The sequence below is a fragment of the Microtetraspora malaysiensis genome (genome assembly GCF_001528665.1).
Taxonomy (GTDB): domain Bacteria; phylum Actinomycetota; class Actinomycetes; order Streptosporangiales; family Streptosporangiaceae; genus Microtetraspora_A; species Microtetraspora_A malaysiensis.
Map to the genome: position 1 here is coordinate 45890 of NZ_BBYJ01000006.1, position 26626 is coordinate 72515.

Below are 26626 nucleotides of genomic sequence, written 5' to 3' on the forward strand. Positions count from 1 at the left end.
GCACGAGCGCGGGGGAGGGGACGGGCCGGGGGGAGAGAAAGTCGGAGCGCGCACGGCGGGCGGACGCGGCGATGGGGAAGCGCGACCGGGCGAACCGGTCGCGACGGGTCAGGCGGAGAGGACGGCCCAGACGGCCTTGCCCTGGGGCGCGAGCGGAGACCAGCCCCAGCACACGCTCATGGACTCGACGATGTGCAGTCCCAGCCCGCCCGGCTCGAACGGAGACGGATCACGCAGCACCGGGGCGGCCGAGCCGGGGTCGGTGATCGCGCAGGTGACCAGAGGGCCGCGGCGGATCAGCGACAGCCGTACGACCTCGCGGTCGCGGCGGCGCGGCGCGGCGCCGAGCATGAGGCCGTGCCGGAGGGCGTTGGTGGCGAGTTCGGAGACGACGAGCTCCATGCCCTCGGCCAGCTCGCCCATGTTCCAGCCGGCCAGCGTCCCCACGGCGAAACTGCGGGCCGAGTGGATCGACTCCGCGCTCGGAAGCAGGACGAATGTGGCGCTTGCGGCGGCGGATCCGGGGGCGAGAAGATCACGCGCGGGTTCCGGCCACCAGCCGAGGGGAGGCCACCAATCGAGCGCCGACCACTGGGTTTGGCCACGAGTCAGGTTCGCGGACTGCACGAGATCATGATGGTGCACGGTCACGTGCATGTGCAAGAGCGGATGCACGTGCATTTGGGGGATGCACGCGCTACGGTTACCCCCAATACACCTCTGGGACGAAGGGGGCGATCTTTGACAGACTGTGACTCAGTCCACATACCGGAGGAATAGCACGTGTCGATAGATCCGCCTGGATCCGGCTCCACCGTTCGGCGAATCATGCTTGGTGCGAGCCTTCGCAAACTGCGCGAGGACCGGGGACTGACCCGGGAGGTCGCGGGATTCCATATCCGCGCCTCAGAATCCAAGATCAGCCGGATGGAGCTCGGCCGGGTCGGATTCAAGACACGTGATGTCGAAGACCTGCTCACGTTGTACGGCGTCCACGACGACGCCGAACGCCGTGGCCTGCTGGAGATGGTCCGTGAGGCCAACACGCCCGGCTGGTGGCACAAGTACGGCGACGTACTGCCGAACTGGTTCGTCACCTTCATCGGACTCGAAGAGGCGGCGAGCGTGATCCGCACCTATGAGGTGCAGTTCGTGCCCGGCCTGCTCCAGACGGCCGCGTACGCCCGCGCGGTGATCCGACTCGGCTACCCGGACGACCCGGAGGAGTCGATCGAGCACCGCGTCCATCTGCGTATGCAGCGCCAGGAACGGCTGCGGCAGAAGGGTGGGCCGAGGCTCTGGGCGGTCATCGACGAAGCCGCGCTCAAGCGCCCCATCGGTGGCGAGGGGATCATGCGGGAGCAGCTCCAGCACCTGCTGGAGGTGTCGATGCTGCCCAACATCACCGTTCAGGTGATGCCGTTCCGCTTCGGCATGCACGCGGCGGAGGGAGGGGCGTTCACGATCCTCCGTTTTCCCGAGGCCGATCTTTCGGACGTGGTCTACGTCGAGCAGCTGTGGGGTGCGCTGTACCTCGACAAGCGTGAGGACATCGATCCTTACCTCACCGCCATGGAGCAGTTGTGCGTGGAGAGCACCACGCCCGGGGGTACCGCCGAGATCATCGGCGATCTTCTCAGAGAGATGTAAATGCAGACATATAACGGGATGCCGGCCACTGACCTGACCGGGGTCACCTGGCGAAAGAGCGTTCGGAGCAACTCGACCGGCAACTGCGTGGAGCTCGCCGAGCTTCCCGACGGCGGTGTGGCCGTGCGGAACTCGCGATTCCCCGAGGGGCCGGCGCTCATCTACACACGGGACGAGATTCGAGCGCTGGTGCTCGGAGTCAAAGACGGGGAGTTCGACGGTCTTCTGGTGTAACGCCGTTTTTACGCGACCACGTACGGCCTTAACCGGCTCGTGCGGGACCGTGTAACACGCGTCCGGCAGATTGGGTCCCACACCATCGTGAGATGAGGGGGCTCGCCATGCTGGATCAGATGACTTTCTACCCCGTTGCCGACGACGTGCTCTTCGCACCCGGCGGCCGCGTCGTGATCCGCACATACGGCGTCGCCACGGCGGCGGGGTCCACCGACGGGAGATCCCGGCCGGTGGCCTACCGGACGTGGGTCACCGGGGTCCGGGACCAACCCAGATACTGGCACTGGGGCCACTTCGAGGACGCGCGAACCGGCCACCGCGAAGTCCTCGAATGGCTGACCGGCCGCGGCCCCCGGCCCCAGCAGGTCGCGACCGGCTGAGTTCGCGCCGCGGCCGGGCCCTGAGACGCGTCAACGGCGCCGCGTCCTCAGGGGAGCCGAAAGCGTCAGGGAACCGGGGCGTTCCACCGCAGGACGGCGGGCTCGCCGTGCTCGAATCCGAGCGCGGAGTACGTCCCGGTGTCCAGGCGGAAGAACCGCCCGTCGCCGGCGGGCAGGCCCAGCCAGCGGGCGGCGAGCACGCGCAGGAAATGGCCGTGCGAGACGAGCACGACGTCGCCGTCGGCGGCCCGGATCCGGGCGATCACCTTGTCCGCCCGCTCGCCCACGTGCGTGACACTCTCCCCGGGATGCGCCGCGTCGCCCGGGACGACGCCGTCGCGCCAGAGATACCAGCCGGGGCGCGTCGCGCGGATCTCCGGGGTGGTGATCCCCTCGTACCCGCCGTAGTCCCACTCCCACAGGTGGGGATCGGTCTCGACGGCCGAAAGCCCGGCGAGCCGGGCGGTCTCGCGGGCCCGCCGCGCGGGGCTGGAGAAGGCGAGGGCGAACGCGCGCCCCCGCACCACCCGGCCGAGCGCGCGCGCCTGCTCCTCGCCCCGCTCCGTGAGCGGCAGGTCCGTCAGGCCGGTGTGCCGTCCGTCCCTGCTCCATTCCGTCTCGCCGTGCCTCAGCAGAATGACATCCATATGGGCATCATCCCGGCAGGGCGCCGCTCGCCGTCGCCGGGTCACGCCCAGGAACGGTCAGGGCCGGGTCGCCCGACCACGCCGCGCCCCTTCGGGTGAGCACGAACAGGCCCGCGATGAGCACGCAGGTGGCGAGCGGCGGGAGCAGCCCGACGGTGAACCCGGTGACCATGAGGGTGGTCAGCCCCGCGCCGATCATGAGGGTGCCGACGACCACGATGCGGGCCGAGGCGGTGCCGGGCGGCTCCTCCATCCGGCCGAAGAGGCCGACCAGCGCGAGCAGCACGACCGTCAGCGCCGCCAGCCAGAGCGGGATCCGCGCCCACCAGGAGGCGGTGCCCACCTCGGGCGTGTCCGCCCCGAACCCCAGGATGGCGACCCCCGACACGATGACCAGCGCCGTCATGTGCCAGAGGTAGAGCGTCATCATCCGGGGGGCGAGAACACGGAGCAGCGTGTCCACCCGGCCGCCGCGGGTGATCCGGTCGAGCGCCGGCCGCAGCAGCATCGCCAGCCCGAGCTGCCCGACGAACAGCGCCAGCATGCAGGCGCTCGGCGGGGCCATGTTCGACACCGCTCCGGGCATCCCGATCATGTGCGGCGGGTACGGCCCCGCGGCCACCATCCCGGCGACCATGCCGAAGCCCGCGACCGACAGCGCCAGGGCGCGCCCACCGCGCAGCCACTCCAGCCGGCCCTCGGCGTACAGGAAACCGACCTGGTGGACGGCGAGCCAGACGAACAGCACGTTCAGGTAGCCCGCCTGCTCCAGCCCGGAGAACCGGACCACGTCCACCAGCACCGCGCCCGCCGCCAGCGCCGGAAGCACCCGTCCGGCGGGCTGCCGCGACAGGTACGGCGTGGTCACCACCGCCAGCAGATAGACCGCGAGGAACCACAGGAGCTGCCCCACGGTCCGGGCCGCGACCGCGACCGGCTGCTCGGGCACGTCGAAGGCCCCGAGAACGTAGGGGAGCGGCAACCAGACGAACGCCAGCGGCAGCACCGGCCAGGCGAGCCGCCGCAGCCGTCCCGCCACCCAGAGCCCGGGCGTGCGCCCCTTGTCCCGGGCGGAGCGCCAGCTCATCGCGTTCGCGGCGCCGCCCGCGAAGAACACCAGCGGCATCACCTGGCTGATCCAGGTGATCATCGGTACCCCGGCCAGCGCGTTCCCCGTGGACAGCCGCCCGTCGGCGTAGACGAGCACCGGCATGGTCCAGTGCTGGACGACGACCAGGACCATCCCGAAAACGCGCAGGATGTCGACGAACCTGTCCCGGTGCGCGGGGCTCGCCGGCACGCCGGTACGGGATGGGGGGAGCATGGTCAGTGACATGGGGGAATTCGCCTCCGCTGGGGATCAACTCCTCAAGCATTGCGAAAAACCCCTGCTCGGCGCAGCGGTGCAGTCCCCCGTTCTGATCGTTCGGCCAGGACTACCACCGGGGGTGTAGCCAGCTACACCATCGCCCTCCGGAAGACCCGACCATGTCAGTGCGACAGGTAGCTGAGCACGGCCAACACCCGGCGGTGCCCGCCGTCGCTCGGCGGCAGCCCGAGCTTGACGAAGATGTTGCCGACATGCTTGTGCACCGAGCGTTCCGTGACCGTCAGGTGCGCCGCGATGTCGCCGTTCGACCTGCCCTCGGCCATGAGGGCGAGCACCTCGCGCTCGCGCGGGCTCAGCGCGTCCACCGGATGGCGGCCCTGCCGTACCAGCAGTTGGGAGATGACCTCCGGGTCCATGGCCGTGCCGCCGCCGGCCACCCGCCGCAGCGCGTCGACGAACTCCGAGATCCGGCCGACCCGGTCCTTCAGCATGTAGCCGATGCCGCCCTCGCCGCTCGCCAGCAGCTCGGTCGCATACGTCCGCTCGACGTACTGCGAGAGCACGAGGATCGGCTGGCCCGGGTGCCTGCGCCGCACCTCGACGGCGGCGCGCACGCCCTCGTCGCTGAAGGTCGGCGGCAGCCGCACGTCGACCACGGCGATGTCGGGCCGCTGCTCGTCGACGGCGCGCAGGAACGCCTCGGCGGTGTCGACCGTCCCGGTCACCTCGTGCCCCTCGGTGCGGAGCAGCAGCGCCAGCCCCTCGGCCAGCAGCACGTTGTCCTCGACGATCAGCACTCTCACCGGCACGGCAGCTCCACAGTCAGGGTCGTCGGCCCGCCGGGCGGGCTGGTCAGCCGGGCGCCCCCGTCGAAGGCCGCCGCCCTGCGCCGGATCCCCTTCAGGCCGGTGCCCGCGGTCTCGTCCGCCGCGCCCCGGCCGTCGTCGGTGACCACGACGGTCAGCCGCCCGTCCGTCTCGCTCAGCCGGACCGACGCGGACGACGCGCCGCTGTGCTTGGCCACGTTGGTCAGCGCCTCCGCCACGACGAAGTAGGCCGCCGCCTCCACGGCGGCGGGTAATCGGGCGACGCCGTCCGTCGCGGTCGTCACAGGTACCGGACATCCGGCGGCGAGGGCGGCCACCGCGCCGGGCAGTCCGCGGTCGGCGAGGATCGGCGGGTACATGCCGCGGATGATGCCGCGCAGCTCGGTCATCGTCTCCTCGGTGCTCCGCCGGGCCTCCGCGACCAGCTCGGCCGCCCTGGCGGGGTCGCTCGCCATCATCCGCTCGGCGATGCCGAGGCGCATCGCGATCGACACCAGCCGGGCCTGCGCGCCGTCGTGCAGGTCGCGCTCGATGCGGCGCAGCTCCGCGCCGTGCGCGTCGAGCGCCGCCGCCCGGGTCTCGGTCAGCTCGGCGACGCGTTCGGCCAGCCGTACGCGCTCGGGGGTGGCGAGGACCAGCCGGGACAGGTGCGCGTCGGCGGTGGCCAGCAGGGGGATCGCCCACAGCGCGATGGCGGTGAAGGCCGCGAAGTGGACCGGCACGACGGTGATCACCTTGAACCAGCTGTCGATGGGGACGCCGGTCAGGTTCACGGTGTGTTCCGTCGGCACCGCCCACCACCAGAACGGCAGGCCCAGGTCGAACCCGAGCGCGCCCCACAGGGCGATCGCCAGGATGGGCAGCACCATGCCGGCGACGAGATGGAGGGCGAGCCAGCCGATGTCCCGCCAGGTCATCGGGTCGTTCAGGGTCTGCAGGGCCCGGTTCAGCAGGCCCGAGCGGGGCCCGTACTGCGCCGTGACCGGCCGGCCGAGCCAGCGGGAGGCGAGCCGCCTGGCGAGCCCGGTGACGGCCCGGTTCACCCGCGTCGTCACCGGCAGCAGGAGCAGGCCGACGAACGTCACGCTGAGCACCAGCGACAGGAGGAACTGCACGAGAGCCAGCACGCACAGAGGGACCAGCAGCAGGCTGAGAAGCAGGTGGCCGGTCGCCCGCGCGGCCAGTCCTGCGCGCTGAACGATGCCTCCCACGGGGGCAAGACTATTTGGTCAGTGGTCCGGTTGATACCGTTCATCCCGACGCACGGCGTAGCGAAGTCCGGTGAGAGACCGGCGCTGTCCCGCAACTGTGAGCCCCCGTCCCCAGGGGGCGAGCCAGGTCGCCTGCACCGTGCGCCGACGCCATCGACCCTCGTGGAAAAGGGTGATCCGTCAATTGACACGGGTCTCTCCAATTCCCGGTGATCCCCCTGGAGGACTTCGTGTCGCCGCTACGCACGACCTTCGCGGGCGCGTTGCTGGGTGTCGTCGTCCTGGCCGGTTGTGGCCAGACGGACGGCACCGCAGGAGCCGCGCCCTCCGAGAGCGCTACCGCTTCGGCGCCCGCCGCGGGCTCCGCCTTCCCCGTCACGGTCCAGGCCGGCAACGGAGCGGTGACCATCGCCAAGCGCCCCGAGCGCATCGTGTCGCTCTCCCCGACCGCTACCGAGACCCTGTACGCCGTGGGCGCCGGAAGCCAGGTCACCGCCGTGGACGACCAGTCCAACTACCCCGCGGAGGTGCCGAAGACGTCGCTGTCGGGGTTCAAGCCCAACGTCGAGGCCATCGTCGAGGCCAAGCCGGACCTGGTCGTGCTCTCCAACGACATCGACAACGTCGTGGCCGGGCTGACGAAGGTGGGCGTGCCCGTCATCGTGGAGCCCGCCGCCAACACGCTCGACGAGGCGTACGACGAGATCATCGACCTGGGCGCGGCCACCGGCAACGCGGAGAAGGCCGCCGAGGTGGTGGCGGACATGAAGCGCGAGATCGACCAGCTCGCCGCCGCCGCGCCCAAGGACAAGAAGCTCACCTACTATCACGAGCTGGACACCACGCCCTACGCGGCGACGTCCACTACCTTCCTCGGGCAGGTCTACGGCCTGTTCGGGCTGGTCAACGTGGCCGACAAGGCGCCCGACGCGGCCGGCGGCTATCCCAAGCTCTCGGCCGAGTTCGTCGTCAAGGCGGACCCGGAGCTGATCTTCCTCGGCGACACCAAGTGCTGCGGGCAGAACAACGCCGCGCTCGCCAAGCGCCCCGGCTGGTCCGGCCTGTCCGCGATCAAGAACGACCGGGTGATCGAGCTCGACGACGACATCGCCTCCCGCTGGGGGCCGCGCGTCGTGGATCTCGCCAAGACGATCGGCGAGGCCGTCCAGAAGGCCGCGAGCTGATCGCGTCATGAGTGCCGAGCCGCCCCGCGCCGATCCGCTCTGTGCGGATTCGCCGCGGTCCGACGGGGTCCACCATGATCTGGAGCCCGCTGATCCGGCCCGTGGTGATTCGGCCCGTGGTGATTCGGCCCGTGCCGACTTGGCCGGGGCCGATCGCGTCCGCGCGGACGCGGGCCGCGCGGAGGCGGTGGAGGTCGTGGACCAGGAGGGCGACGGGCCCGGATCCAGCCGTTCCGACGCAAGACGGTCCGAGGCACGGCCGTCCGAGGCACGGCCGTCCGAGGCGGCGCGGTCACGGCCGGGGCGGCTCCGGACGGTGACGCTGCTGGTCGCGGTGGCCCTCCTGCTCGCGAGCATGGCCGTCGGGCTGCTCGTCGGCGCGGCCGACATCTCGCCCAAGGGGATCCTTTTCGCCCTGCTCGACCGGCTGCCGTTCGTCCACCTGGACTCGGGGCTCGCGCCGGTCGACCAGGGGCTGCTGTTCCAGCTCCGGCTGCCGCGCGTGCTGCTCGCCGCCCTCGTCGGCGGGTTGCTGGCCATCGCGGGCGCGGGATACCAGGGGGTGTTCCGCAACCCGCTGGCCGACCCGTACCTGCTCGGCGCGGCGGCCGGCGCCGGGCTCAGTGTGACCCTGGTCGTCGTGTTCCTCGGCGGGGACGCCGGAGTGGCGATCGTCCCCGTCGCCGCGTTCGTGGGCGCGGTCGGCGGCGTCCTCCTCGCGTACGCCGTGGGGAACACCGCCGGTCGCGGGGGCGGGACCGCCACGCTGGTGCTCGCCGGCGTCGCGGTCACGTCGTTCCTGACCGCGATCCAGACCTTCGCGCAGCAGCTCAAGCTGGAGGAGCTCCAGCGCATCTACTCCTGGATCCTGGGCGACGTCGGCGGAGGCTGGGAGCAGGTGTGGATGATCGCGCCGTACGTCGTGGTCTCGACGGTCGTGCTCCTGCTGCACGGGCGGCTGCTGGACGTGCTGTCGGTCGGCGACGAGGAGGCCGCCGGGCTGGGGCTGCGCGCGGGCCGGGTCCGGTTCGTGGTGCTGCTCGCCGCCTCGCTCGCCACGGCGGCCGCGGTGGCGGTGGGCGGGCTGATCGCCTTCGTCGGGATCGTGGTTCCGCACGTGGTGCGGAGGCTGGCGGGCTGGTCCTACCGCATCGTGCTGCCGATCTCCTTCCTGGGCGGCGGGGCCTTCCTGGTGCTCGCCGACACGGTCGCCCGTACGATCCTCGCCCCGGCGGAGCTGCCGATCGGCGTCGTCACGGCGTTCGTGGGCGCGCCGTTCTTCGTGGCGGTCCTGCGCATGACCCGGAGGGTGGGCACGTGAGCGGCCGCCGTACCTACCCCCTTGAGGTCACCGACCTCGGCGTCCGGCTGGACGGGCGCGAGGTCCTCTCCGGCGCCGCCGTCTCGGCGGCCGGCGGGGAGTGGCTGGCCGTCGTCGGTCCGAACGGCGCGGGCAAGTCCACCCTGCTCAAAGCCATGATGGGACTCCTGCCGCACACCGGCGAGGTCGTCGCCGGCGGCGTCCGGGTCCGGGACCTGAAGCCGCGCGAGCGGGCCAGGCTCATCGCGTACGCGCCGCAGAGCCCGTCGCTGCCGCCGGACATGACGGTGTTCGACTACACCCTGCTCGGGCGCACGCCGTACATCCCCTACCTGGGGCGGGAGAGCGCCGCGGACCGGGAGATCGCCGGCGCGGTGCTGGAGCGCCTCGACCTCGCGGGCTTCGCGGCCCGACCGCTGGCGCACATGTCCGGCGGCGAGCGCCAGCGCGTCGTCCTCGCCCGGGCGCTCGCCCAGCAAGCACCCGTCCTGCTGCTGGACGAACCGACCACCGCCCTCGACCTGGGACACCAGCAGCAGGTGCTCGAACTCGTGGACCGGCTGCGCGCGGGCGACGGCCTCACCGTCGTGACGACGCTGCACGACCTGAGTCTGGCCGGGCAGTACGCGGACGCGCTGCTGCTGCTCGCGGACGGCCGGGTCGTCGCGTCGGGCCCTCCCGCGCAGGTGTTGACCGAGCCGCTGCTGGCCCGGCACTTCGGCGCCCGCGTACGCGTGGACGCCGAGGAGGACGGACGGCCTCTCGTGCGGTTGCTCCGCCCCGATGATCGATAGGTTGCCCGGCATGAAGATGACGCTGGGGTACCGGCACGAGGACGGGGCACGGCTCGCGTCGCTGCTGTGGGAGTTCGGCCCGGGGTGGCGGATGATCTCGTCGGCGATGCTCGGCGGCGGCATCGGCCCCCGCGCGTGGGTGCTGAACGCCCAGGTCGTCGCCGCGTACGCGCGGATGGACCCGCTGGATCACCTGGCCGAACTCGCGCCGCCGGGCCCCGGGGCCGGGGTGGGGATGCTCACCGCGGCGTCCGTGGACCGGTACGTCCAGGCGTGGGACGGGGGAGTGGAGGCGGTCGCCACGGTGGGGCTGCGCGTCCCCACCTGGGCGGCGTCGCCCGAGGGCAGGCCCGACCCCGAACTGCGTCCCGCGCTCGCCGACCCGGCGACGCTCGATCCATTGCCCCCTGACCGGGCCCCGCACACGCCTGCCCTGCCCGATCACCCACCGCTCGACCCGGCGCCGCGTGACGAGGCGCCGCGCGGCTCCGCGCCGTCCGGCCTCCCCACACCCGGGACGATCAACATCGTCGTGGCGGTTCCGGTCGCCTTCACCGACGCGGCCCTGGTCAACGCCGTCATGACGGTGACGGAGGCGAAGACCCAGGCGTTGGTCGAGGCCGGGTTCCCGGGCACCGGCACCGCGTCCGACGCGGTCTGCGTCGCCGTACGGGACCACGGAACGGGGGACGGCCCCGGCACCGGCCGTGCGGCATGGCACGGCGCGGAGGCCGGACCGGAACTCTTCGGCGGCCCGAGGTCGATCTGGGGCGCCCGCATCGCGCGCGCCGTCCACCGGGCCGTCCTCGCCGGATCCCGGCAGTGGACGGCGACCCACCTGGGCTAGCCCCGTTTTCCGCACATCGGGGTGATCAGGGTATTTCCGGTGCGGCGGGTTGATCACAGCCGAGCGGAACGATAGTCCCTAGCACTCCAGTAGCACTTATCGATCTTTGCGTCGTTGTCGCCCGGTAGTGGGATCGACGGGCTTGGGCTTGGTGTCGCCGTCGCCAGATGACGATCCTGGGCCGGAGTACTCTTCTGCTGATCTAGCACGTAGTGACCATGTCAGGGCGGAGGCGGCGATGAGCGCCGAAGACCGGATCGAACGGGCCAAGACGCTCTATGAACGGGCAGTGTTCAGCGGCGACGCCAGCGTGCTGGCCAACGCCGAACGGGGCCTGGACGCGGTGGAGGCCGATGCCGCGTTGGCCCGTGGGCGGATCCTGCATGCGCGGTTTCTCAACGAGCGCGCCAGCGCTGGCTCGTCACCCGTCGAGGACCCGGCTGAACTGCCATTGTTTGAGCGCGCGCTCCAGCTGTACCGGGCGCTGGGCGACGCGCGCGGCGAGGCCGAGGCGTTGTTCTGGATCGGCTGCCTCCATCAGGTCATCCGGCGTGACAACGAGACTGCGGTTCCGGAACTGGAGCAGTCCTGCCGGCTGGCGGCGCAGGTCGGCGACAAGCCGACCCAGTCCGAGGCCCTGCGGCACTTGGGCATCGCGGCACACATGGCCGGTCGGCTGGACGAAGCGCGCGAGCGGCTGGAGGAGTCGTCGCGGCTGCGCCGGGAGGCCGGGGCCTTGCCGGGCGTGGCCGCCAACATGGTCGGGCTGGCCTACATCGCCGCCGCCCAGGACCGGCGGGCGGACGCGCTCGCTGCACTCGACGAGGCGCACGCCATCGCACAGGCGCATGGTGCCCATGCCATCGTGCGGCAAATCGAGCAGGCGAGAAGGGAGATCTAGGACTCCAGCTGCATTTAGTGATCTCTGAGCCGTCGGCGCTGGTAGTGGCATCGTTGGGCGCCAACGGCATCGGGGCAGGGCTGTAGGCGAGGGAGAACGCCGGCTGGGCTGGATTACTGATCGAACTGGAGGCGGTCGTCGAATCCATCACCCGATATTGCCGACGAACGTCAGGGCAGGAATCTAGATAAACCACGAAGGAATACCGATTACTTGCTCGAGTTGCATGTCACGAGTGATGGCGTTATCGAACTTGGCGTCAGTGACATCGGTTAGGCCGTGCGGCGGGGTGCCCGTGTTGACCCTGCTGAATTGTGTCGCGGTCAGGTCGGTGTCTCGCAGGTCGGCCGCCCGCAGGTTACAGCCGGCCAGGCTAACACCTCTGAGTGATGCGCCGCGAAGTTGCGCCATGCTGAGGTCGCACAGCTTAAAGGAGCAGCCATCCAAGACGGAGTGACGTAGGTCTACCCCGACGAACGAGCAGCGCACGAACCACAGCTGCCGCGGTCGCAGCGAGGCGAGATCCTGGCCGTCGAATACTTGCCGTTCGACGGTGGCGTAGAGGCGAAGTGAATTCAGCAGCTGCTTCGGTGAAGCTTTATCAATCATGTACATCATTGTGCCATCCCGGCTGGAGTCGAATCGAGAATGCTGCTGCGCTGAACCACAACCAGCTGTCGCAGCCGACCAGGCCGGGCAGAGCATGACGGCCATCGCGAAGCAAGATGAGTGCCGACCGAATCAATCTCGCCCCCTGCATCTATCGCCGAAGCACATGCGAGCGTCAGTTTGCAGAGGCGACGAATGTATGCTTGCTTACGCGGCGCCTAAACATGGACGAGCCGGTCAAGAATAGTCTCGACGTCATCCCATCGGGCCACGGCATCGCCGGCCGGCAGGCTCGGATAGGCCGACGTAAGAGCCTTCGTGGTAAGGGGGCGCAAAGATTCAAGGCAAGATGCGGCCAGCGATTCGTGTCCACGCTTTCGCATGGGATCAAGATTGAAGCAGAGAACCCGATCCGAGGGATACAGCTGAGCTACTCTCAGGTCGCTCCGGCTCAAGACGCGGATCCCGCTCGGGGCACTTTGAAGTGCGACCCCCTGCCGCTGCGTCCATCGTTCGAGCAGGTCCCACAGTGTGCGAACGTGGTCATCGGCGTTCTGTCGAACTTCCCGCAGGTCAGGCCGTTTCGTAGCAGTCTTCGCAGAAGCGGCGGCGGTGCGTCCGTATACAACTGGGACGAGTGTCTTCCCCGGATAGCCCTCGGCAAGGTACTGCTTGACCTCTACGGCAAGAACCTCTCCAGGGTTCATCTGCTCGTTGAGGAATTCCACGATGCAGCGGAGATCATCGGGGATGACGTCAGCGACGAAGACCATGCGGATCCGGCCCGTACGCAGATTCTCCGCGACTTTGGCGAAGAACTCCTCCACCGTGACCATCTCGTCACCGCAGAGCTGGCTGATCATTTCCTGTGGGTCCTGGCCTGCTTCACGCTGCGTCTGCTCAAAGTGCACACGCAGATCCTGGGACGGCCAATAGCGAACGCCATTGGCGGCGTAATCGAGCATCTGGCCGACGACTTCGCGGCGTATTCGAGAGTCGCTTGAGCGTTTCACCTCGACCAGGGTGGGAATGCCATCCTGATCGACGAAGAGATGATCCAGACTCCACCGACCGCTGCCGCCGTCACGGTCGGGGATGCCGAATTCACGCCGCACCAACAGCCACCGGCGAGGAGCGTCGGGTGTCATCTGCCCGCCGGCGAGCAGGTCCGGGTGAGTGGCGAGCAAGTCCTGGAGTACTTCTTCAGCTTCGTAAGGCGCCACCCGCATCGCCACAAGACGACCTGCCTCGTCGATGTGAAACAGTCCGTCGCCGCCCATTTCCATCTCCTGGGATCCTCCGTCAGGTTGCCCGGCGATGATATCGAAACAAGATCGAAACTACCGGGAATCGGCCCAAGGTGAGCGGTCCTGGCGTCGCTTCATCGGCTCCCTGCGATGCCGACTTGCCGATAGCGTTCGCAACGAGATAGCGCCAGAAGAGGAGCTCCGCTGTTTCGGCAAGGGCTCGGTGTGTGGTCGCGCTGATCCCGGAAATGGCGAACGCCCTTCACAACCCTCACTGTGCGCTGTGGGCGTGCTTGGCCACGTGGCATCTCTTGGTGAGGCGGCCCAAGCGCGGACCGAACAGCCGAAGAGCGCGGCGACGTCGCCGGGTTGGCGTCGCGCGGGTACCTCTACCGAGCTCCTTCCTGCAGTGCCTTCTCAACGGCCTGGAGCGTGGCGTCGTCCAGCATCTCGCCGTGGCCCCCGACGAAATAGCGCTCCACCATTTCGAACACCACCACGTCGCTCGCCGCGATCTGATCGGCCACCTGCCGTGCTCCCGCCCTGGCTGGCGCGTCGCTACGCATAACGGTCAGATCCGCGAAGTACGGCGTGGTCCATGGGACGGAGGTTCGGGTGAACGAGTCGCCGATGAGGATGGTCCTCGGTGTGAACAGCGGCGCCTTCCCAGAGGTGTTGGTGACCCTGAACCACAGGGGCGTCCCGCTGTCGTCCCGCCTGAGCTGGCGGACCCCTTCCCGCTTCAGACTCCACTGCTCGACGATCTCCTCCCGAGGGGTGCCCAGCAGTGGGCCGAGATCTCCCGTCCTGGTCTGGCTTCCCGTTCGGGTGAGATCGCTACTTTCGGTGAGACCCGGTTGGACGGCCTCGGCGAGCAGCATGCCGTACAGGGCGGAGGAGCGGTCGTTCCAATGGCTGTCGGTACTCCAGTAGACCGCTTTCCCTGCCTCGTTCCGTAATTTCAGCAGGGCCGAGCGGAGATCGATGTACCCGTCCAGATCGGCCTGTGCCAGCGCGGCCCAGAACTCCCGCTTCCGCCTCTCCAGACAGTCCTCGCCGAGGAACCGCTCCGGCAGATGCTCAGGATGGATGGTGGTCTTGTCGGGAGCCACAGTGAACAGGAACCTCTTGCCGGACTTCCGGACCATTCTCGCGAGGCGGCGGACACGGTCCAGCGTCTCGTCGATCGACCACTCCGGCCGGCACGCCTCGGCCACGTCGTCCCCGAAGTAGAGCCACCCGTCCCGACCTTCGATCACTCGCGGGTACGTCGGTTCTCTGCCGGTGTGGTACGTCGGAGGCTGCTGGAAGAGCAGTTGGGAAAGCGCGGCGTTCCCGCTCACCGCATGCTGCCGCAGCGGCAGATGGGCGATCGCCCAGGATTCGAGCTTGGGGATGAACGCCCACCCCTCGGCGAGGTCCGGGAAGTCGGGGAGTCTCCGGTTCTCCAGTTCGATGGCCCGCTCGCCTGCGGCGAACGCCACCATGGGGCCGAAGAAGAGCAGTCCCGCGGCGAGAACGGCGGCCGCACGCCGGCCTCGTACCCGGCGAAAGCCGGCGTTCTCGCGGCGCCGCGTGCTGTCGGTCGACGTCATCTGTCGTCTCTTTCAAAACTGGTAGTAGAGGAACGGGCTGAACGTGCCGGCGGCGACGAGCACCCCGGCGTACGGGGCCGCCACCCACGTCATCACCGCCCGCGCCGCTTTCGCCGCGGGCCCCTGTCCGGACTCGACCAACCGGCCGAGCGAGAACGAGGAGGGGAGCAGTACGACGGTCAGTGCGAGGACAAGGACGAGGGACCGCTGATGGTCGAGCGCGAACACGACGAACTCATCGGGAGCGCCCGGCTGCCAGCTGAACATCGCGCCGAGCATGTGCACGGCCTCCGTCATGTTCTCCGCCCGGAAGAACACCCACCCGACCACCACCAGGAGGAAGGTCGCGGCCCGGCGCGCGACCAGGACGATGACGTTCCCCGGCATCCGGTCGAATCCGGATGCTCGCTCGAATACGAGCAGGGCGCCGTGATAAAGGCCCCAGGTGAGGAACGTCCAGTCGGCGCCGTGCCAGAAGCCGCAGAGTACGAAGATGATGCACAGGTTCCGGTAGGTGGCCAACCGGCCTCCGCGGTTCCCACCGAGAGGGATGTACACGTAATCGCGGAACCAGCGGGACAGCGACATGTGCCAACGGCGCCAGAAGTCGGTGATGGAGTATGCCGAGTACGGGCGGTCGAAGTTGCCCGGTAGCCGGAACCCGAGCATGACGCCGAGGCCGATGGCCATGTCCGAGTATCCGGAGAAGTCGAAGTAGATCTGGATGGTGTAGGCGAGCGCCCCGAGCCACGCTGTCGCCGTGGTCATCTGCCCGCCCGGATGAGCGAAGGCCGCGTCCGCGACCGGTGCGATCGAGTCCGCCACGATCACCTTCTTGGCCAGCCCGAGGGCGAAGCGGGGAAAGCCCACGGCCAGGTCGTCCAGTTTCCTGCGGCGGGTGTCGGCGAGTTGCTCGGAGATCTCGTGGTAGCGGACGATCGGTCCGGCCACGAGCTGCGGGAACATCGCGATATAGGTCACGAACTGAACCGGGCTCTTCTGCGCGGGCCGGCTGCGCCGATAGACGTCCACCACATAGGACAGATGGTGAAAGGTGTAGAAGGAGATGCCGATCGGCAGGGCGAGACCGATGATCGGGGTGTGTCCCAGTCCCAGCGCGCTCGACAGCGCGTCGATCTGGTGACTGGCGAATCCAGCGTATTTCCAGACGGCCAGGATCGTCAGATTCCACAGCACGGTCGTGATCAGTAGATACAGGCGTAATCGGGAGCGTTCCCGTAGCCGATCGGAGTCGATCGCGATGCCGACGGCGTAGTTCACCGCGATGGCGGATAACAGGAGACCTGTGTAGGCGCCCGCACCCCAGGTATAGAAGACCAGGCTGACCACGGCCACCAATGCGTTACGCCACCGGCCGGGGAGCAGCCAGTATGCAGTGAGCGTGACCGGCATGAAGAGCCAGAGGAAAATCGGCGAAGCGAAAGACATCGGTCTCCTGGTGCGGGGGAAAGAGAGATCCTGGCGGCCGCGTGGGAAAGTTCGGTCCCTTTAACCGCGTCCGGGCGTCACACGGAAAAGGAGAGAACTCGCGCAGGACAGGGCCCCCGGGCGGCTCATCGCGACGAAAACCGCTGAAGCGTGAGCGTCGCCCGGGCGGTGGAGCCGTGCGGCCGAAACTGCCGTGACGGGGGCCTCGGCAACCTTTGAGAGGGCACTACTCCGCGTTATCCTTGCCCGGTCACGCTTTCGCGGGACTCCCGCGTTCCACTGGGCGATGCCAATGCATCAGATGGCCGTCGACGTGTTCCAAGCTCAGGTCCTGGTCGTACCGCACAGGGATGTCCTCGACCTAAGTGAGTGGAACACGCTCCTCCTTGGGCGCCTCTTTGGGGGAAACCTCCAGAACTGCGGCTACCCGGGTGTCGCAAAAGTATCGTGATCGACTATAAAGCCAATGTAAGCAGTTCATGACGAGGCGACAAATCGGAAGTCAGACATGGCGGGCCGGGATCTCGCCGCGCGCGGGCTGTCCCTGCTCTCGCCTCCGATCACCGCCAAGGTCCTGGGCGCCGCGGGGCGTGGCTGGACCGTCTCGAAGCATCACCCTCGGTGACGCGCTGGAGCATGTAGCCGAGCGCTGATCTTGCCGCCCCCGGTCGAGTCCGAGGCCAGGGGTTCGGAGCGTGGGGCCGGTGGCGGGCGAAGACGCGGGTGACGGTCCGAGGAGAATCCATTGCTTCGCGAACTGGGGCATTCGAATCACCGGTCCCGGCATGATCACGGATCAATTCCAAGTGGGAAACGTGAACAATGGTGCCCTGTGCCGGCATTAGAAGATGACTCCTCGCCCTGCTTCGAGGAGTCTCATGTATCCCACCGGATCGCCTACGCCTCTGCGGCCGATACGTGGCCTGGGGACGGCGGCCGTCGTGATGCTGGCCGTCGATTCTCTGGTGAGCGTGATCGCGTCCGTCATAAGCGCGCAAAGGGTCATTCTCATCGACAGGATGCTGGCCGACAGCGACTCCGTCTCCATGAGCGAGGTCGAGGCCAGTGACGCGCTTAATGCCGGGTCCGGCCTGGTGGAGATCATCGTCTATGTCGCCACAGCTGTCATGTTCCTGATCTGGCTGTTTCGCGCCCGGACGAACGCGGAGGTGCTGAGCCCGTGGCCGCATCGACGTGCCAGGCCATGGCTGATCTTCGGATGGTTCGTCCCCATCGTCAGCTGGTGGTTCCCGAAGCAAATCGTCGATGACATCTGGACGTCTTCAAAGACTGGCGCCCTGGCGGAGACCGGAAACTTCGCGACCGCCCGCCGTTCCGGCCTGATCTGGGCCTGGTGGCTGGCGTGGCTGGTCACCGCGTGGGTCACAAAGCTGGTGGGCCGCGAATACGTGAATGTCGAAGAGCTGCCGGACTTACGGAATGCGGCCGTTTTCGACATCGTCGGCAACGCGCTCTCCATTGGCGCGGCCGCCCTGGCCGTCGCGGTCGTCCTGGCGATCACCCGTCTCCAGGAGGACCATTACCGAAATGTGGCAGGGCGGCCGCCGCGCGTGGCGTGGTGGGAGATCGACGCCGCCCGGCAAGGGATGTAAGGAGGGCGTCGGCAGGACCACCACGCTGTCGATGGCCGTCGGCCCGCTGCGCCCGGACGGCGGCCGTCGCGGGGGGACAGGGACGTGCGTCGGAGCCGTCAGTAGGTGGCGCATCCGACGTTGACCGGGACGCGCGCCGACGCGCGGCCGGACTTCAGGTCGTACGCCTGGACATAGCCGTTCGGCTTCCCGGACCCGGAGCAGTAGAGGAGGTCGAGCTTCTTGCCGAAGCTTCCCCCGGCGTAATCGGCGTTGGCGACGGCCTTCACGTAACCGCTCTTGTGGATCTGCCCGTTGTTGAAGCGGAAGACGATCGAGACGGTGCCGAAGTTGTAGTGGTCGCCGTTGACCTGGATGCGCGGGATGGTCCCCGGCCCGTTCGGCCGGTACGTGCTGATCCAGAGGCGGGCCAGGACCTTGCGGTCGGAGGAGGTCTTGTTGGCGTCCAGCGTCTCGTCGCGGAGTTCGGGGGAGACGCAGACGTCGTCTCCGGTGAACGCCTCGCGCCAGACCAAACCGGTCAGGCAGGTGTGCGGGCCGTACGCGCCGTCGGTCCAGCGGGCGGCTTTGGTGCGGTTCTCCTGAGCGGTCCGGGTGCGCACCTCGGGCGTGACGCAGACCAGGTCCGAGGGGCGCGCCTCCCGCCACACGTAGCCCTGAAGGCAGGTCTCGGGACCGGGGTCGGGGGCGGCGGCGGACGCGGGCGCGGCGAGGATCGTCGCGGGGACGGCGAGGGAGAGGCCGGCGATCGCGGCGGCGGCCAGGCCGAGCGTGGTGCGCTTCATGGTGATCTCCTGACGGGGTGCTTCCCTGCGGTGTGCGTTCAGGAAACGACCGGGCGCTTTCAGCTCCCTTGATCACGGCATGCAGAAAGTTCTGCAAGTCGGCAAGTGCCCCATCTGGGCGGTCAAGGCCGGGGCCTGGCCCCCGCCCCGTGACCGGATCGCCGTATCGGGTTGCCGGCCGAGGGGCGGGGGAGGCGTGGGCGCGCGTGACGAGCGGGTTCAGTTGTCGGCGGTGAGCCCTTCGGCGATCTTCTTCAGTTCGGCGTCGATCGCCTTGGCGCCGGTGAACTTCTTGGCGTAGACGGGACTGAACATGATCTCGGCACGTCGCTTCTCGCCCATGTTCAGGATGAGGGTCGGGGTGCCCTTCATGCCGTCCTCGCCGACCCACTGGGTGACCAGGTAGCCGGTCCGGTCGCCGATGGTCACCTCCTTGCCTTTCCCTTCCTCCCGGTAGGCGCGCTGGCGCTCGTCGACCTCCTGGACGGCCTCCGGGCCTTCATGGACGTAGATCTGGACGCAGTAGAAGCCGTTCTTGTCGCCGTCGTAGTTCCACGAGGTCGTGTACTTGTCGCCGAAGTCCAGCGACCAGTGGGACCACTGCAGGCCGTCGGGCAGGTAGCCCACCCTGACGTGTCCGAAGGCCTTCCCGTCGCCCAGGTCCCCGAGGTCACGTTCCTCCGGCGCGGGATCGTCGTCGGCGGGGACGACGATGGCGGGGGGCTCCTGCGCGGCCTGATCGGTGGTGTCCGGCTGCGAGGTCGCGGAGACGTCGCCGGGCGCGCCGACCCCGGATCCCTGCAGGGAGGCGGAGCCCGGGCTGAGGATCAGGTACGCGGGGGCGGCGACGCCCGCGACAGCCACCGCGGTGGCCAGCGTGGCGAGCCTGATTCGGTTCGTCTTCCTGCGCCGTGTGGAGCGGATGACCCGGTTCACCAGGTCCGGCGGGGCGTACAGCCGCGCGGTCTCGTCCGCCATGATCTGGCGGATGTCGTCTTCAGGCATGGACATTCCTGATCATTCCTTCCGATGATCGCCCGCCGAGCGCCGTACGGAGTTTGGCGAGCGCTTTCGATGCCTGGCTTTTCACCGTGCCTGCCGAGCAGCCGAGGATCTCCGCGGTCTGCGCCTCGCTGAGGTCCTCCCAGTAGCGCAGGACGATCACCGCGCGCTGCCGGGGAGGCAGGGCGCGCAGGGTGTCCATGAGCACGTGGCGCAGGTCGACGTCTGTCTCGTGCGGCGACGGCTCGGGAGGAGTGTGCATCGGGATGATCCGCAGGATCGCCCGGCGCCGGGCACGGTCGATGGAGGTGTTGACGATGATGCGGCGGACGTAGGGCTCGGGATTGTCGTACCGCACCCGGTCCCAGTTCCGATACGCGCGCTCCAGCGCCGTCTGCAGCAGGTCTTCGGCCTCCCCCTCGTTGCCGCTCGTGAGGTAGGCGACCCGCAGCAGACTCGTGCCGCGGGCGGCCACGAACGCGGCGAACTCGTCGTCTTCGGCGCTGCTCACGCCGGTTCGTCCAGTTCCATGACCCCTAATACGTATGGGGCTTCCCACGCGTTGCCCACACCCGTGGACGACCCCCACGTTTCCTGGAACCCCGAAAGCCGGGAGGAAAGTGGCAACGAGCCCGCGCTTTGTCCGGAACCCCGGGGCGTAGGCGGGCAACCCGTCAGGCGGCCCAGCCGTATTAGGGGGCACACAATCGGACGTTCCGGAGGAACCAGATGAAGTTCGTGACCACCTCTGCCCGGTCGCTGATCGCGCTCGGGCTCGGCCTGGCCACAGTGGGCGCCATGGCTCTGCCGGCCGCGGCGGACACGCTGAACCTGCGGCTCACCGCCGCCACCCGGTCGGCGACGGCTCCCGCGCAAGGCGCTTACTGGCATACCAAGATGCTGCGGACGGCCACCCACCCCTGGCAGTTCGGGAAGGGGACGAACCGCTACTGGCTGGAGGACCAGCGAGTCTTTGAGCAGTGGACCTCGCCCGATGGCAAGGCCTGGGTGGGGCAGCGGAACCTGGGGGTCCACCCCAAGAGCGCGGCGGACGAGGAGGCGTGGCGTCGCGACGGCTCCCCGGCCACGTGGAAGCGCGCGGCGAACGGCTCGGCCGTGTCGCTGTCCAGCGAGCCGGACAAAGGCAGGGTCTTTCCCGTGAAGGCCCCGGCCACGTTCTCGCTGGCCGGGCAGCGGCTGTCCTACGAGCAGCTCCAGGAGTTGCCCGCGGACGCGGCGGGGTTGAAGACCTGGCTCGAGAAGGCCGCGCGCGCCGCCAAGGTTGCCGATGACGTCGTCGCCGGTTACGTGACCCAGGCGCTGACCACCCTGCTGAGTGACCTTCCGGCGCCGAAGGAGGTCCGCGCCTCCGCGTACAAGGCGCTGCCGACGATGCCCGGCGTCCGCTCCCTGGGGGCGGTCAAGGACTCCCAGGGCAGGGCCGGCGAGGGCCTGTCCGTCGGCCACGGGCGGACCCGCCAGAAGTTCGGCACGATCGCGTCCACGACCGAGCTCATCGTCGACACCGACACGATGCTGCTGCTGGCCGACAGCCTGACGACCACGATCAACGGCAAGCCGTTCCTGGACAAGACCTGGACCGAGACCGTGCTCCAGGTCGGCTGGACCGACGACAAGCCGTCGGTTCCCGCTCTCCAGTAGGCAACCGGGCTGCCCCTGCCATCAGGGGCGTTCGCGATCCCGGGGACGGGGAACCCCCGGGATCGCGCCTTGGGACGAGAAACCACCGAGAACGGGGACGTGCACGTTGGCGGGAGCGCGGCGTGGTCAGCTGTGCGCATGACCACCTAAACGGGAGGCGCCGCTCCGTCTCGTCGAGCCCGTGGCGGCTCGCCGGGCGCTGCTAGGAGGTGAACCGCACGGTGTTGATCATGTGGTCGATCAGGTCGGAATCGCACTTCGCGCAGAAGAACGTGATCAACACCGACGACTCTCCGGAGCCCTGCCGTACGACGTAGGCGGAGAAGTCGAGGCGGCCGCCCTGCCCGGGGTCGCCCGCCACGCCGGACAGCTTGACGGCGGGGCGGCCTCCTACCGTGACCGCCATCGGTGCGCCGGTGAAGGCGACGGTGCCCGGCAGCGCGGACGGCAGGCTCTGCTGGAGTTCCACGGGGGAGTCCGACGTGCTCAGCGCGTTGTTGACCTGGGCGAAGATCCCCGAGGCGCGCTCCGGCTGCCCGTTGATGACCGGGTTGACCTTGGACCAGTCGGTGTTCCCCGGGATGGCGAACAGGGCGTTGAAGTCGTCGGTCGCGGGTGTGGCGATCATCCACTGGTCGCCGTTGGTCTTCGCGGTCCCCCAGGTCGAGGGGTAGGCGATCGTGAAGGGCGCCGCGACGGATCCCGGATAGGTGTTCCAGGTCGCCGCCGTATCGCCGCCCCGGGTGAGGATCAGCACGGCCGCCACCACGACGGACACCAGTACGGCACAGCCGCCGATCAGCGGCCCGAGCGGCAGCCGCCGGCGTCGCCCGGCGCCGACGACGGTCGCCTCAGGGGAACGAGCAGGCTCCGGCGTCCGGGGCGCGGCGCGCCCGGGGGCCGGGGGGTATGAGGTCGGTCCGGACGGCGCGCCGTACCCGGGCGGATTCGAGGTCGGACCGGAGGACGCGGCGTACCCCGGGGGATTCGAGGCCGGAGCGGGCGTCGGGGGATACGACGTGGGAGTGCCGGATCCGGCCGGCCCCGCTCCCGGAACCGGCGCGGGACGCCCGCCGGGGTGCGGCGGGGGAGGTGCCACCGGCGTGGGCGTGCCGCCGGCACCGCCACCGCCGCCGATCTCCGCGCCGTGCCCGCTGATCGCGTCGCGCAACGCGGCCACGAACGCCTGGCAGGTCGGATAGCGCTCGTCCGGTGACTTGGCCAGCGCCCGCGCCATGACGTGGTTGACCGCGTGCGGCAGGTCCGGCCGGTACGGCGTGACCGGCGGCGGCTCGTGCGAGACGTGCGCGTACAGCAGCGCCAGCTCGCTGTCCCGCTGGAACGGCGGCAGCCCGGTGAGCGCCTCGTACGCCACGCAGGCGAAGGCGTACAGGTCGCTGCGACCGTCCACGGGCAGGCCGCGGATCTGCTCCGGGGCGACGTAGCGGGGCGTGCCCATGAAGTGGCCGTGGCTGGTCAGCCCCGCCTCCGCCGACGAGCTCTTGGTGAGCCCGAAGTCGGTGAGGTAGACGTGGTCGCCGTCCGCCACCAGGATGTTGGCCGGTTTCACGTCGCGGTGGACCAGCCCGTCGGCGTGCGCCGCGTCCAGCGCCGAGGCGATCTGCGCGAACAGCCGGTACGCCCGCGCCACCGGCAGCGGCCCGGCCGACAGCAGGAGGCGGCGCAGGTCGCTGCCCTCGACGTACCGCATGGCGATGAACAGCAGCTCGTCCCGCTCGCCCGCCTCGTAGATCGGGATGATGTTCGGGTGGTCGATGCTCGCGACCATCCGGGACTCGCGGACGAACCGCTCGCGGAACCGGTGGTCGTGGGTGAGCTGCGGGGCGAGGATCTTCAGTGCGACGGCGCGGCCGAGCCGCCGGTCGCGCGCGCGGTACACGGTCGCCATGCCGCCGCGTCCGACGACGGCCTCGATCGTGTAGTCGCCCAGCGTGCGGCCGACCAGCCCGGACGGCGTCTGCGCTCCCTCGCTCATCGCGGGTCCGCCGGATGCCCGCAGAAGCCGCAGAACCGGTGGCCCGGCCCGAGCCGCATCCCGCACTGCGTGCAGAACTTGAGCTGCGCCTGCCCGCGCGGCGGCGAGGGGTCCGGCGCGGGCGGCGCGGCGGCTGCCGGAGCGGCCGTCCCGGCTTCCCTGGTGACGTCCCGCTCGGGGGAGACAGGAGGCTCGTACGGCGCGGCCTCGAACACCTGGGTCGCGGCGGGCGGCCAGGAGGCGACCGCCGGCCCGGAGGCCACCCCGTCGGGGGCCGGATCGTGCGCGTGCTCGGCGGCGCTCCCGCCTTCCACGCCGGATCGCCGCCGCCGACGGCGGGCCAGGGCCAGTACGGCTCCCGCCGCGATCACGATCACGACCGCCGCTCCGCCGCCCAGCCAGAGCAGCGGCGAGATCGCCGAGGATTTCTTCGCCACGGCCACCGGCGAGGCCGTGGCCCGGGCGCCCGCGTCCTCGCCGGTCCCCGTCTTGGCTCTGGCGACCTTGAGGTGGTCGAGCGCGACCGCCTGGTCCGGCCGCAGGTTGAGCACCTGGAGCAGCACCGGGACCGCTTCGGCGTACAGCTTGTTGTGGTAGGACGCCAGCGCGCTCTCGTACACGACGTCCACCGGGCCGCGGCGCGGCGTGACACCGGCGGCGACCAGGGAGGTGCGGATCTCGTCCGCGGGCGTGATCGTCAGCGGCGTGCCAGAGTCGCCGGCCAGCAGTCCGACGACCTCGCTCTTGTCGTCGTCGATGAGCGCGCCGCCGGTCGCGCCGTTCTTGAGCAGCTTCGCGAGCTTGTCGCGGTCCTCCTGCTTGAACGTGCGGGTGCCCGGCGGGTCCAGGTGGGCGGTGTCGGCCTTGGCGGGCTGCTTGGCCGACGGGCGGCCGGCGAACGAGATCACGTCGAGGGCGACGACGGACGGGCCGAGCGAGACGCCCACCGGCACGGTGGGGAGGGTCTGCTTCTCGCCGCCCTTGGTGACCTTCAGTACGGCGGGGGCGGCGGGGGAGGCGCCGGTGGTGAGGATCTGGGCGGGCAGCCCGTCCGGCAGCGGGGGATCGAGATTGGGGAAGACGGTGACGTCGGTGGTGACCGTCGCGATGCAGGTCGAGTTCTGTCCCTGTGGGGGATAGCAGGCCTGTAATCGCCGGTTGAGGTCGGGGTCGTCGAGGGTGTGCCGGGAGAAGTCCGCCGGGATCTTGACCTTGAAGTATTCGGAGAAGATCCGGTTCGCGGCGTGGATCCGGGGGTCGCGGCTCGCCTGCACCACGCCGGTCGCGGTGACGACCACGCCGTCGGGGGTGACGGTGAACCCGCTGCCCTCGGCCAGGTCGACGTCGTACTCGCGGACGGCCTGCTGGATGACGCTGCGGTCGTCGAGCAGGGTGATCGACACGTGTGAGGTGGACTCGACCCGTACGACACCGGGAGTGACCCGGTCGGTGGAGCCGCTGGGGTGGGGGTGGAATGGCAGCGAGAGCAGGCCGAGGGCGCCCAGCCCCGCAATGAGGGAGTGCAGGGAGGGCATCGCCGCCTCCTACGACCCGGTGGGAACAGTCCAAGAGTCCCAGCGCGGAGAGTGATGTTCAAGAGCCGGTACGGTGACCGACATCCACTTGATACCGGCGCCGGGTCGCGCGCTCACTTGTCATCCACTTGTCGTCTGATTGAGGCCCCGGTCGGGACGGTGCCACTCTCCGGAGCGGCATATTAATGTGCGCGTCATGACCTCCCTGACGCGCCATTTCCGATCACTCCCTTTGGTGGACGTGCTGATCGGCGCCGCCGTGATCACCCTCGGCACGCTCGAGGCGATGACGGGCGCGACGTCCTACGGGTCGGCGCGGAACCCGCAGTTCTGGTGGGTGGCCCAGGCGGTCGTCACCGGCGTGCTGGTCCTCTACCGCCGTAGGTTCCCGGTGGCGGTCTTCATCCTGATGCTGCTCGCGCAGTACGCCTGGCACCGGCAGGGCAACGAGGGCTGTCCCGTGTGGCAGCTCGCCTCGCTGCTCATCGTCTTCCACACGATCGGCGCGAAGCTGCCGCCGAAGCCGGGGGCGGCGTGGGTGATCGCAGGCATCCTCATCTTCGACTCGGGGGCGGTGGACCACCGTCCGCTGGACGAGGTCATCTTCCTCACCGTCGTCTTCGGCTCCGCGTACCTGACCGGGCTGGCGCTGCGCGGCTACCAGATGCGCGCGCAGCGGATGGCCGAGCGGGCGGCCCGCCTGGAGCTGGAGCGCGAGCGCCGGGCCGCGGAGGCGGTCGCCGCCGAGCGCACCCGCATCGCCAGGGAGCTGCACGACGTGGTCGCGCACAGCGTGAGCATGATGGTCATGCAGGCCGGGGTGCTGCTGTTCCAGGGAGTCTCCATGAGCGAGCACGCGTGATGAGTGAGGCGTCCACGATCCGCGTCGTCGTCGCCGACGACCAGGCCATGATCCGCGTGGGGCTGCGCATGGTCGTGGAGAGCGAGCCCGGTATGGAGGTCGTCGGCGAGGCCGCCGACGGTGTGGAGGCGGTCGCCGTGGTCCGGCGGTGCCGGCCGGACGTCGTCCTCATGGACATCTCGATGCCCCGCATGGACGGCCTGACCGCGGCCAGGCGGCTGCTCGACGCCCCGCACCCGCCGAAGATCGTCGTGCTGACGACGTTCGACACCGACGAGAACCTGTACGCCGCGCTGCGCGCCGGGACGAGCGGCTTCCTGCTGAAGGTGTCGCCGCCGGAGCAGCTCGTCGAGGCCATCAGGGTGGTGGCCGGAGGCGACGGGCTGCTCGACCCCGCGGTGACCACGCGCGTGATCGCGTCCTTCGCGGGACGGCACGAGCCGGTCCGCCCGCCGCAGCTCGCCGAGCTGACGCCGCGCGAGCTGGAGGTGCTCCGGACGCTCGCCCGCGGCCTCACCAACGCCGAGATCGCCGGGGAGCTCTTCGTGGGCGAGGCCACGGTGAAGACCCATGTGGCGCGGGTGCTCATGAAGCTGAACCTCCGCGACCGCGCTCAGGCGGTCGTCTTCGCGTACGAGTCGGGCGTGGTGAGGCCGGGGGCGGCGGGGTAGTAGGCGGCCCACGCGCCGTCGCCCATCCGGAGCACCAGGGGCGACGGTCAGCGGCGTGCCGGTGGCGACGCGCCTGAACCTGGTCGTTTTCCTGAGCATGGGATTTCCCTCACATCGGGGCCTTCCGATCGTTCTTCGATCGCGCTGGACCCTAGGCGGTTCGCGTGTGGGCGCACGTCCGCCGCCGGGCTGATTCGCCATCCACCGCTTGGGGGACTTGTGGTAACAGGCCGTCCTGTGTGTATATTTTTCGGCAGATAGGTCCTGAATC

26 protein-coding genes and 1 riboswitch are annotated in these 26626 nt (G+C 69.5%); of the genes, 12 read left to right on the top strand and 14 right to left on the bottom strand.

What is annotated here, in order from left to right; all coding sequences use genetic code 11:
- Positions 1-108 precede the first annotated feature (108 nt).
- Positions 109-627 (bottom strand): ATP-binding protein, encoded by a 519-nt coding sequence (locus AWQ71_RS05640; RefSeq protein ID WP_067128828.1) that lies wholly within the window; start codon positions 625-627, stop codon positions 109-111.
- Between the two features lie 156 nt (positions 628-783).
- Here AWQ71_RS05640 and AWQ71_RS05645 point away from each other — a divergent pair, with 156 nt between their 5' ends.
- From AWQ71_RS05645 to AWQ71_RS05655, 3 genes are all read left to right on the top strand, one after another.
- Positions 784-1650 carry a Sco1979 family transcriptional regulator gene (locus AWQ71_RS05645; protein ID WP_084258607.1) on the top strand — a complete coding sequence of 289 codons (867 nt, stop codon included), beginning with the start codon at positions 784-786 and terminating at the stop codon, positions 1648-1650.
- The gene (locus tag AWQ71_RS05650) at positions 1651-1884 is read left to right on the top strand and encodes a DUF397 domain-containing protein (RefSeq protein ID WP_067127814.1); all 234 of its coding nucleotides are present in this window, start codon (positions 1651-1653) and stop codon (positions 1882-1884) included.
- Between the two features lie 119 nt (positions 1885-2003).
- Positions 2004-2267, top strand: coding sequence for a hypothetical protein (locus tag AWQ71_RS05655; protein WP_245658130.1), 264 nt, complete (start codon positions 2004-2006; stop codon positions 2265-2267).
- Between the two features lie 65 nt (positions 2268-2332).
- Here the strand turns inward: AWQ71_RS05655 and AWQ71_RS05660 are convergent, their stop codons facing one another.
- The 4 genes from AWQ71_RS05660 to AWQ71_RS05675 form a co-directional block, all read right to left on the bottom strand.
- Positions 2333-2914, bottom strand: coding sequence for a histidine phosphatase family protein (locus AWQ71_RS05660; RefSeq protein ID WP_067127820.1), 582 nt, complete (start codon positions 2912-2914; stop codon positions 2333-2335).
- A 7-nt stretch (positions 2915-2921) separates the two neighbouring features.
- Entirely contained in the window at positions 2922-4250 is a 1329-nt protein-coding gene (locus AWQ71_RS05665; RefSeq protein ID WP_067127823.1) for an acyltransferase family protein, read from the bottom strand.
- 155 nt (positions 4251-4405) lie between these two features.
- On the bottom strand, positions 4406-5047 hold the full coding sequence (locus AWQ71_RS05670; RefSeq protein WP_067128834.1) for a response regulator: 642 nt from the start codon (positions 5045-5047) through the stop codon (positions 4406-4408).
- The gene (locus AWQ71_RS05675) at positions 5044-6282 is read right to left on the bottom strand and encodes a sensor histidine kinase (protein ID WP_245658131.1); all 1239 of its coding nucleotides are present in this window, start codon (positions 6280-6282) and stop codon (positions 5044-5046) included. Before AWQ71_RS05675 ends, AWQ71_RS05670 begins: the two co-directional genes overlap by 4 nt.
- A gap of 38 nt (positions 6283-6320) precedes the next feature.
- Positions 6321-6436: riboswitch (cobalamin riboswitch) on the top strand.
- A gap of 76 nt (positions 6437-6512) precedes the next feature.
- Between AWQ71_RS05675 and AWQ71_RS05680 the strand changes: the two genes are divergently transcribed.
- The 5 genes from AWQ71_RS05680 (at position 6513) to AWQ71_RS05700 (ending at position 11329) form a co-directional block, all read left to right on the top strand.
- A complete protein-coding gene (locus AWQ71_RS05680) occupies positions 6513-7466 on the top strand; it encodes an ABC transporter substrate-binding protein (protein WP_067128840.1) in 954 nt (317 codons plus the stop codon).
- Between the two features lie 355 nt (positions 7467-7821).
- Positions 7822-8787, top strand: a complete 966-nt coding sequence (locus AWQ71_RS05685) for a FecCD family ABC transporter permease (protein ID WP_084258674.1) — start codon at positions 7822-7824, stop codon at positions 8785-8787.
- A complete protein-coding gene (locus tag AWQ71_RS05690) occupies positions 8784-9581 on the top strand; it encodes an ABC transporter ATP-binding protein (protein ID WP_067127826.1) in 798 nt (265 codons plus the stop codon). Before AWQ71_RS05685 ends, AWQ71_RS05690 begins: the two co-directional genes overlap by 4 nt.
- A 16-nt stretch (positions 9582-9597) precedes the next feature.
- The gene (locus AWQ71_RS05695) at positions 9598-10428 is read left to right on the top strand and encodes an adenosylcobinamide amidohydrolase (RefSeq protein ID WP_067128846.1); all 831 of its coding nucleotides are present in this window, start codon (positions 9598-9600) and stop codon (positions 10426-10428) included.
- A gap of 238 nt (positions 10429-10666) precedes the next feature.
- Positions 10667-11329: a tetratricopeptide repeat protein gene (locus AWQ71_RS05700; protein WP_067127830.1), complete on the top strand. Its 663-nt coding sequence runs from the start codon at positions 10667-10669 to the stop codon at positions 11327-11329.
- 183 nt (positions 11330-11512) lie between these two features.
- Here the strand turns inward: AWQ71_RS05700 and AWQ71_RS05705 are convergent, their stop codons facing one another.
- The 4 genes from AWQ71_RS05705 to AWQ71_RS05720 form a co-directional block, all read right to left on the bottom strand.
- Positions 11513-12043: a pentapeptide repeat-containing protein gene (locus AWQ71_RS05705; protein WP_218001684.1), complete on the bottom strand. Its 531-nt coding sequence runs from the start codon at positions 12041-12043 to the stop codon at positions 11513-11515.
- Positions 12044-12156: 113 nt separating this feature from the next.
- Positions 12157-13224, bottom strand: coding sequence for a PDDEXK family nuclease (locus tag AWQ71_RS05710; RefSeq protein WP_067127833.1), 1068 nt, complete (start codon positions 13222-13224; stop codon positions 12157-12159).
- Between the two features lie 350 nt (positions 13225-13574).
- Positions 13575-14780 (bottom strand): alginate O-acetyltransferase AlgX-related protein, encoded by a 1206-nt coding sequence (locus AWQ71_RS05715; protein ID WP_067127837.1) that lies wholly within the window; start codon positions 14778-14780, stop codon positions 13575-13577.
- Between the two features lie 12 nt (positions 14781-14792).
- The gene (locus AWQ71_RS05720; RefSeq protein WP_067127840.1) at positions 14793-16229 is read right to left on the bottom strand and encodes an MBOAT family O-acyltransferase; all 1437 of its coding nucleotides are present in this window, start codon (positions 16227-16229) and stop codon (positions 14793-14795) included.
- 944 nt (positions 16230-17173) lie between these two features.
- Between AWQ71_RS05720 and AWQ71_RS05725 the strand changes: the two genes are divergently transcribed.
- Positions 17174-17842 carry a DUF4328 domain-containing protein gene (locus AWQ71_RS05725; protein WP_245658163.1) on the top strand — a complete coding sequence of 223 codons (669 nt, stop codon included), beginning with the start codon at positions 17174-17176 and terminating at the stop codon, positions 17840-17842.
- 98 nt (positions 17843-17940) lie between these two features.
- Here the strand turns inward: AWQ71_RS05725 and AWQ71_RS05730 are convergent, their stop codons facing one another.
- The 3 genes from AWQ71_RS05730 to AWQ71_RS05740 all read right to left on the bottom strand — a co-directional run bounded on the left by AWQ71_RS05730 (position 17941) and on the right by AWQ71_RS05740 (position 20140).
- Positions 17941-18627 (bottom strand): hypothetical protein, encoded by a 687-nt coding sequence (locus AWQ71_RS05730; RefSeq protein ID WP_067127846.1) that lies wholly within the window; start codon positions 18625-18627, stop codon positions 17941-17943.
- Positions 18628-18846: 219 nt separating this feature from the next.
- Positions 18847-19632: a hypothetical protein gene (locus AWQ71_RS05735; protein WP_245658132.1), complete on the bottom strand. Its 786-nt coding sequence runs from the start codon at positions 19630-19632 to the stop codon at positions 18847-18849.
- On the bottom strand, positions 19625-20140 hold the full coding sequence (locus AWQ71_RS05740; RefSeq protein ID WP_067127853.1) for a SigE family RNA polymerase sigma factor: 516 nt from the start codon (positions 20138-20140) through the stop codon (positions 19625-19627). The genes AWQ71_RS05735 and AWQ71_RS05740 overlap by 8 nt, the downstream gene beginning before the upstream one ends.
- A gap of 218 nt (positions 20141-20358) precedes the next feature.
- On the opposite strand from AWQ71_RS05740, the gene AWQ71_RS05745 reads away from it, so the two are divergent.
- Positions 20359-21291: a hypothetical protein gene (locus AWQ71_RS05745; protein WP_067127857.1), complete on the top strand. Its 933-nt coding sequence runs from the start codon at positions 20359-20361 to the stop codon at positions 21289-21291.
- Between the two features lie 202 nt (positions 21292-21493).
- On the opposite strand, the gene AWQ71_RS05750 is transcribed toward AWQ71_RS05745, so the two are convergent.
- Together AWQ71_RS05750 and AWQ71_RS05755 are read right to left on the bottom strand one after the other, a co-directional pair.
- Positions 21494-23287, bottom strand: coding sequence for a serine/threonine-protein kinase (locus AWQ71_RS05750; protein WP_067127860.1), 1794 nt, complete (start codon positions 23285-23287; stop codon positions 21494-21496).
- Positions 23284-24822 (bottom strand): zinc ribbon domain-containing protein, encoded by a 1539-nt coding sequence (locus AWQ71_RS05755; protein ID WP_067127862.1) that lies wholly within the window; start codon positions 24820-24822, stop codon positions 23284-23286. Before AWQ71_RS05755 ends, AWQ71_RS05750 begins: the two co-directional genes overlap by 4 nt.
- A gap of 196 nt (positions 24823-25018) precedes the next feature.
- On the opposite strand from AWQ71_RS05755, the gene AWQ71_RS05760 reads away from it, so the two are divergent.
- Entirely contained in the window at positions 25019-25684 is a 666-nt protein-coding gene (locus AWQ71_RS05760; RefSeq protein ID WP_084258609.1) for a histidine kinase dimerization/phosphoacceptor domain-containing protein, read from the top strand.
- Complete coding sequence (locus AWQ71_RS05765; RefSeq protein WP_084258610.1) at positions 25684-26355, top strand: response regulator; 672 nt, start codon at positions 25684-25686, stop codon at positions 26353-26355. Before AWQ71_RS05760 ends, AWQ71_RS05765 begins: the two co-directional genes overlap by 1 nt.
- The last annotated feature ends 271 nt before the right edge of the window (positions 26356-26626 follow it).